This window comes from Chitinophaga sp., assembly GCF_035564935.1.
Taxonomy (GTDB): domain Bacteria; phylum Bacteroidota; class Bacteroidia; order Chitinophagales; family Chitinophagaceae; genus Chitinophaga.
Genome location: NZ_DATMTE010000125.1, coordinates 1 through 5,425 on the forward strand (window position 1 = coordinate 1; position 5,425 = coordinate 5,425).

Annotated in this window: 6 protein-coding genes; 1 reads left to right on the top strand and 5 read right to left on the bottom strand. The window is 47.7% G+C overall.

Translation table 11 applies throughout. From position 1 onward, the window contains the following. Positions 1-761 (top strand): sensor histidine kinase (locus VN105_RS03335; protein ID WP_325637910.1); only part of this gene is annotated, 761 nt, incomplete at its 5' end. Positions 762-806: 45 nt separating this feature from the next. Here VN105_RS03335 and VN105_RS03340 read toward each other — a convergent pair. The 5 genes from VN105_RS03340 to VN105_RS29710 are packed head-to-tail and all read right to left on the bottom strand — an operon-like array spanning position 807 to position 5,425. Beyond that, positions 807-2,210: an MBL fold metallo-hydrolase gene (locus tag VN105_RS03340; protein WP_325637911.1), complete on the bottom strand. Its 1,404-nt coding sequence runs from the start codon at positions 2,208-2,210 to the stop codon at positions 807-809. A 33-nt stretch (positions 2,211-2,243) separates the two neighbouring features. Next, positions 2,244-2,753: a DUF4442 domain-containing protein gene (locus tag VN105_RS03345; RefSeq protein ID WP_325637912.1), complete on the bottom strand. Its 510-nt coding sequence runs from the start codon at positions 2,751-2,753 to the stop codon at positions 2,244-2,246. Between the two features lie 7 nt (positions 2,754-2,760). After that, the gene (locus VN105_RS03350; RefSeq protein ID WP_325637914.1) at positions 2,761-3,264 is read right to left on the bottom strand and encodes a thioredoxin family protein; all 504 of its coding nucleotides are present in this window, start codon (positions 3,262-3,264) and stop codon (positions 2,761-2,763) included. A 28-nt stretch (positions 3,265-3,292) separates the two neighbouring features. Then, the gene (ppk1, locus tag VN105_RS03355) at positions 3,293-5,284 is read right to left on the bottom strand and encodes a polyphosphate kinase 1 (RefSeq protein ID WP_325637916.1); all 1,992 of its coding nucleotides are present in this window, start codon (positions 5,282-5,284) and stop codon (positions 3,293-3,295) included. Between the two features lie 6 nt (positions 5,285-5,290). After that, the gene (locus tag VN105_RS29710) at positions 5,291-5,425 is read right to left on the bottom strand and encodes a Pycsar system effector family protein (RefSeq protein ID WP_349255706.1); all 135 of its coding nucleotides are present in this window, start codon (positions 5,423-5,425) and stop codon (positions 5,291-5,293) included.

Sequence of the window (5,425 nt, forward strand, 5' to 3'; positions counted from 1 at the left end):
CCTGGTTCCGCCTGTTATGCCTCTTGCTGGCGGTTTCACTGGTTTACCTTTATTACCGCCTTCGTATTGCCGGTATTAAAAAAGAAGCCAAACAACGCGAAGCTATACAGCAACAAATTGCCCAGCTGGAAATGAAAGCGCTGCGCGCGCAAATGAATCCGCACTTTATCTTCAATGCGTTGAACTCTATCCAAACCTTCATGATGAAAAGCGAAACGGAACAGGCCCTGGCTTACCTGAGCCGCTTTGCAAAACTGATCCGTAATGTGCTCGATAATTCACAACTCAATAATACTACGGTAGCGCAGGAAATAGGTGTACTGGAAAACTACATGGAACTGGAAAAGCTCCGCTTCACCGATGAATTTGAATACGAGATCATTGTAGATCCTTCCCTCGATGCCAATATGGTGGATGTGCCTACCATGGTAATTCAACCCTTCGTGGAAAACGCCATTTGGCACGGGTTACTACACGATAAAGGAAAAGGGAAAGTAACCATTACGTTTAAAAAAGTAGAGGAACGCATCCTGTGCACCATTGAAGATAACGGCATTGGCCGCGAAAAATCAGCCGCTATAAAGAAAGTGAATAAACCCCGTCACCAATCCCGCGGACTGCAAATTACCCGCGACCGTCTCTCACTGTACAACAGCCGTTTTAATGTAGATGCCAGCTTCGATATTGAAGACCTGGTAGATGAAGAAGGAAAGGCGTTGGGAACAAGGGTGAACTTATGGTTCCCGTTTGTGGAAGAATAGCAAATGGAAAGACCGGCGCCGGCCTTTCCATTTGCCGGGATATTTTTATGCAAGACCAACTTCATAATGACGGTCCGGGATCTCAATATCCAGGAAGCCTTTTTTAAACAGCCATGCCTTAAAGATCTGCTGCACATCATACTCACCGTGTACCAGGAACAATTTCTTCACCTCTTTCGGGTGCTGGCAGGCCAGCCACTGGCTCAGGTCTTCATAGTCGCCATGCGCACTCATGGAACGGATCACACCCACTTCTGCATTTACATGGAAACGGGTACCGTAAATAGATACCTCTTTGGCGCCACGCATCAGCTTACCACCCAGCGACTGCGGCTCGCAATAACCAACAATAAGAATGGTGTTACGGGCATTGTCAATGTTATTCGCAATATGATGTTTCACGCGCCCTGCTTCGGCCATACCTGATGCAGAAATGATCACACAAGGTTCCTTGCGGAAGTTCAGCGCTTTGGATTCATCTACTGTTTTGATATATCGTAATCCCGGGAAATCAAACGGGTCATCATCTCTTTTCAACACATTAGCTACCTCCCTGTTAAATACTTCAGGATGCGCTTTGGTAACTGCTGTAGCTTCTGTAGAAAGCGGGCTGTCTACAAAAATATCTACTTTGGGCAGTTTCCCCGCCAGCTGAGCATTGTTCAGCGCATACAGTAACTCCTGTGTACGACCTACGCTGAAGGCCGGAATGATCAGTTTCCCTTTTTTCTCTACACAGGTTTCCCGGATATGCCGCAGCAGTTCATCATCGGCAGGAGCGGCATCCGCATGGAGGGTACTGCCATAGGTGGATTCTATCAGGATATAATCCGCCTGCGGGAATACCTGCGGCGATTTCAGGATGGCATCGTTATAACGGCCAATATCACCGCTGAAAGAGATCTGTTCTGTTTTACCGTTCTCGGTAATGCGCAGGTGTACGGACGCTGCGCCTACAATATGCCCCGCATCGGTAAACATCAGTTGTATGTCCGGATCAATGTTCGTCCAGGTATTATAGCCCATTGGCTTCAAACGGTCAATAGACAGTTTGGCGTCATCTACTGTGTATAGCGGCTCTATAAAGGGAAGCCCCTCTTTAGCCATTTTTTTATTGGTGAATTTCGCGTCATCGCGCTGTATTTCGGCGGAGTCAAGTAGCAGTATTTCCGCCAGGTCGCGGGTAGCAGGCGTGCAAAAAATACTGCCCCTGTAGCCCAGTTTCACGAGTCGTGGTATAAGACCGGAATGGTCAATATGTGCATGGGATAACACCATATAGGTTACTTCCTGCGGGTCAAATCCAAACTCCCTGTTGAGGGAATCCGTTTCATGGCCCATGCCCTGGAACATACCACAATCCAATAAAATCTTTTTGCCATTCTTAAGTGTGATCAGGTGTTTTGATCCTGTAACAGTGCGCGCAGCGCCATGAAATGCAATTTTCATATCTGAAATTTAGGGCGAACACAGTTCACCATTTTACGATTTACATTTAAACGACCAGGTGATGGCGAAAGAGGCAATTAATATGCCGTCTTTATCCCTGCCCTCACTGTGAAGGGTAACTGTTTCCGCGGAATTGTTATTGAGCGCCCGTTCTATGGCAGCTCTCAATAGCGGCAGTTCCGCACAGGTGAAGAGGGTAATACCGGTAGCTTTCTTTACAAAAGAAGATTCCATCCCTGTAACGAGCATGGATACACGACGCGGCGCACTGCGCACATACATTATGGCCGGTAAACCGGTACTTAACTCCGCAGCCATAGCCAGGCAGGCAAAGTAGGTGGAACGGAAAGGATTTTGCGACAACCAGCGGAAGGGGACAGTGGTAACACAGGTATTGGTTTCCAGCGATTTTAACCGCACCCCCGAAAGCCACGCTGCAGGGAGCTTCCAGAACAGGTAGGCCGAAAACTTAAACGGATGCTGTGCAAACTTTTGAAAAGATTGCACAGCATCCGTATTGAAAGTGGTAATGCCGTTATCCATAACGCGTTTATTCGTTGATATACTGCGAGGGCTGCAATGCAGCGGGTGACCATTGTTTCAGGAACTCCTGCACTTTTTTCTTATCATATGAATCGGCTGATTCCAGCAAAGCGGAGTTCTGCGTATGCAGCCGGTTGCCTTTGGCATCCAGTATCACCAGCACCGGGAACCCAAAACGTTGTGGATATCCCAGCTCTTTCAGAATAGGCAGGTTCTTGTTCTCCGTGCTGTAGTTAAGATGATATACTACGTAGTTATTGTTCAGCGTTGCTTTCAGCGCTGCGTCATCATCTACAAACTTATACAGTTTCAGGCACCAGTGACACCAGTTACCGCCGATCTGTAGCAATACATGCTTATTTTCTTTGGCTGCCTTTTGCTCTGCGGCGGCTATATCTGCCTTCGCATCGGCGGAAGGATTGTAGATATGTTCCTGGCCATGTGTTTGCGCCTGCGTGGCAGGAATCGCGAAAGCTGTACTCAATAATAACGTCCAAACAAACTTTTTCATAAAATGATAATTAATCAGGATGTCCAAATTACATTATATTTTGGACATACGCCTGGATGGCCAGCTGGGCTTTACCTGGGTCTTGCAACTGTAAATGCACAATATCTTTCAGCTGCTGCCGGAGTACCGGGTCGTATACCGGTACACATACCTCTATCCTGCGGTGCAGGTTACGGTTCATCCAGTCGGCTGAACCCATGTATACTTCTTCTTCGTTATTATTATGGAAGATGAATACCCGCGCATGTTCCAGGTACCGGTCTACGATACGGGTAATGCGGATGTTCTTACTTTCAGGGATATCTGCCACCAGGCAGTTGATGCTTCGAACAACCAGGTCTATCTGTACACCTGCCTGGCTGGCTTCATACAGCTTGCCGATCATTCCCCTTTCCTGCAGGTTATTTATTTTGATGATGATCCTGCCCGGCTTTCCCGCTTTTACGTTCACGATCTCCCGGTTGATCAACCCGGTAAAACGCTCCGTCATATTAAACTGTGCTACCAGCAAATGTTGGAACTGCAAAAACTGGTAGCCAACCGGTTGTTCCCTGCTTTGCAGGTAAAGGAACAGCAGTTCCATCTCCCGGGTAATATCTTTATGACCGGTAAACAATACATGATCAGTATAAAAACGTGCAGTGCTTTCGTTGAAATTACCCGTGGCAATGAGGCCGCAATAATCCCATTGGTAGCCCCGGTTACGCTTTACCAGCGCAGTTTTGGCATGCACTTTCATACCGGGTATACTATAAATGAGCTTTACGCCGGCATCCTTCATTTTCTTTGCCCAGCGGATATTATTAGCTTCATCAAAACGTGCTTTCAGCTCTACAAATACCGTCACTTTTTTCCCGTTCTTCGCGGCGCTGATCAGCGCCTGCGCTATTTGTGAGCCGGAAGCGATGCGGTACAGCGTTACATAGATCTCGGCTACATCAGGATCGGCAGCTGCCTCGCTGAAAAAGCGGAGGATATAATCATAACGCTGGTAGGGGAGATGTACCAGCAAGTCCTGCTGCAACACCAGGTCCAGCAACCGGTCGGTAGCCGCAATGGTTTTGTTTTCCGCCGGGATAACCCTGGGATAATCCACCTGCTGTAATCCCGCCGGCGCCGGCAGGTTAGCCAGGTCTTTCAGGTTGTGGTAACGGCCGCCCATTACCTGTTCATCTTCCTGTACATCAAACTGGATAGCCAGGAAATGCAGCAGCGACCGGGGAATGGTGGCGTCGTAAAGAAAACGGGTAGGCACACCCAGTTCGCGTTTGCGGATCAGCGTTTCCACTTCTTCCAGGATATCGCCTTTCATTTCGTCCATATCCATTTCCGCATTACGGGTAAGCTTCACGCTATGGCAGCTTTCCACGGTATAGCCGGGGAACAGGTAGGGGAGATGGGCGCGTATAATATCGTCGAGGAAAGCAATGTAATGAATGCCTTCCAGCGATGGCAGCTGTTGAAAACGGGGCAGTGCCGCGGGAATATTTACTATTACATATTCCTGTATGGCGGTATTATGTGCCGGCACCAACGTTACTGCAAGGTATAACTGGTTGTTTTCAAGAAACAGTTTTTCCTGTTTCCCGTTAAGCCATACCGGTTGCAGGTAGGCCAGTATGGTAGTAAGGAAATAGTTTTTGGTAAAGGGGAGATGGGCGGCTTGCAGGGGCTGGTTATAATACAATTGCACGCCCCTGGCCTGCAGATCCGGTAATACGCTACCGGTAAAGATCTGCCCGTATTCCTGCTGCTGCCGGTTTATTTCCTGTAACACCTGCTGCAGGGTATCACTGCTGATGGATTCATTTTCGCCGGCATCCGGATCATTCTCCAGCACTTTGTTGATAGTAAGGATGGCCGGCATTCTCACCCTGAAAAATTCATCCAGGTTGGAAGAAAAAATAGAAAGGAATTTAATCCTTTCGTATAGCGGTACCTGTTTGTTTGCAGCCATCAACAACACCCGGTAATTAAACGATAACCAGCTCAGATCGCGGTTATATAAAGGAACACCCATGAATCATTAAGCTTTTACCGGGAAGAAAATGGCCGCGATCAGGAATGCGAATACAGAAATGATCAGGCCAAACATAAAAATATTATAGGAAATACGCAGCAGTTTATATTTATGACCCAGCACTACGCCGAGGTAATAAAT

Coding starts and splice junctions, on each gene's coding strand:
- VN105_RS03350 (WP_325637914.1), bottom strand. CDS start 3,264: ATGAAAAAGTTTGTTTGGACGTTATTATTGAGTACAGCTTTCGCGATT.
- ppk1 (WP_325637916.1), bottom strand. CDS start 5,284: ATGGGTGTTCCTTTATATAACCGCGATCTGAGCTGGTTATCGTTTAAT.
- VN105_RS03345 (WP_325637912.1), bottom strand. CDS start 2,753: ATGGATAACGGCATTACCACTTTCAATACGGATGCTGTGCAATCTTTT.
- VN105_RS03340 (WP_325637911.1), bottom strand. CDS start 2,210: ATGAAAATTGCATTTCATGGCGCTGCGCGCACTGTTACAGGATCAAAA.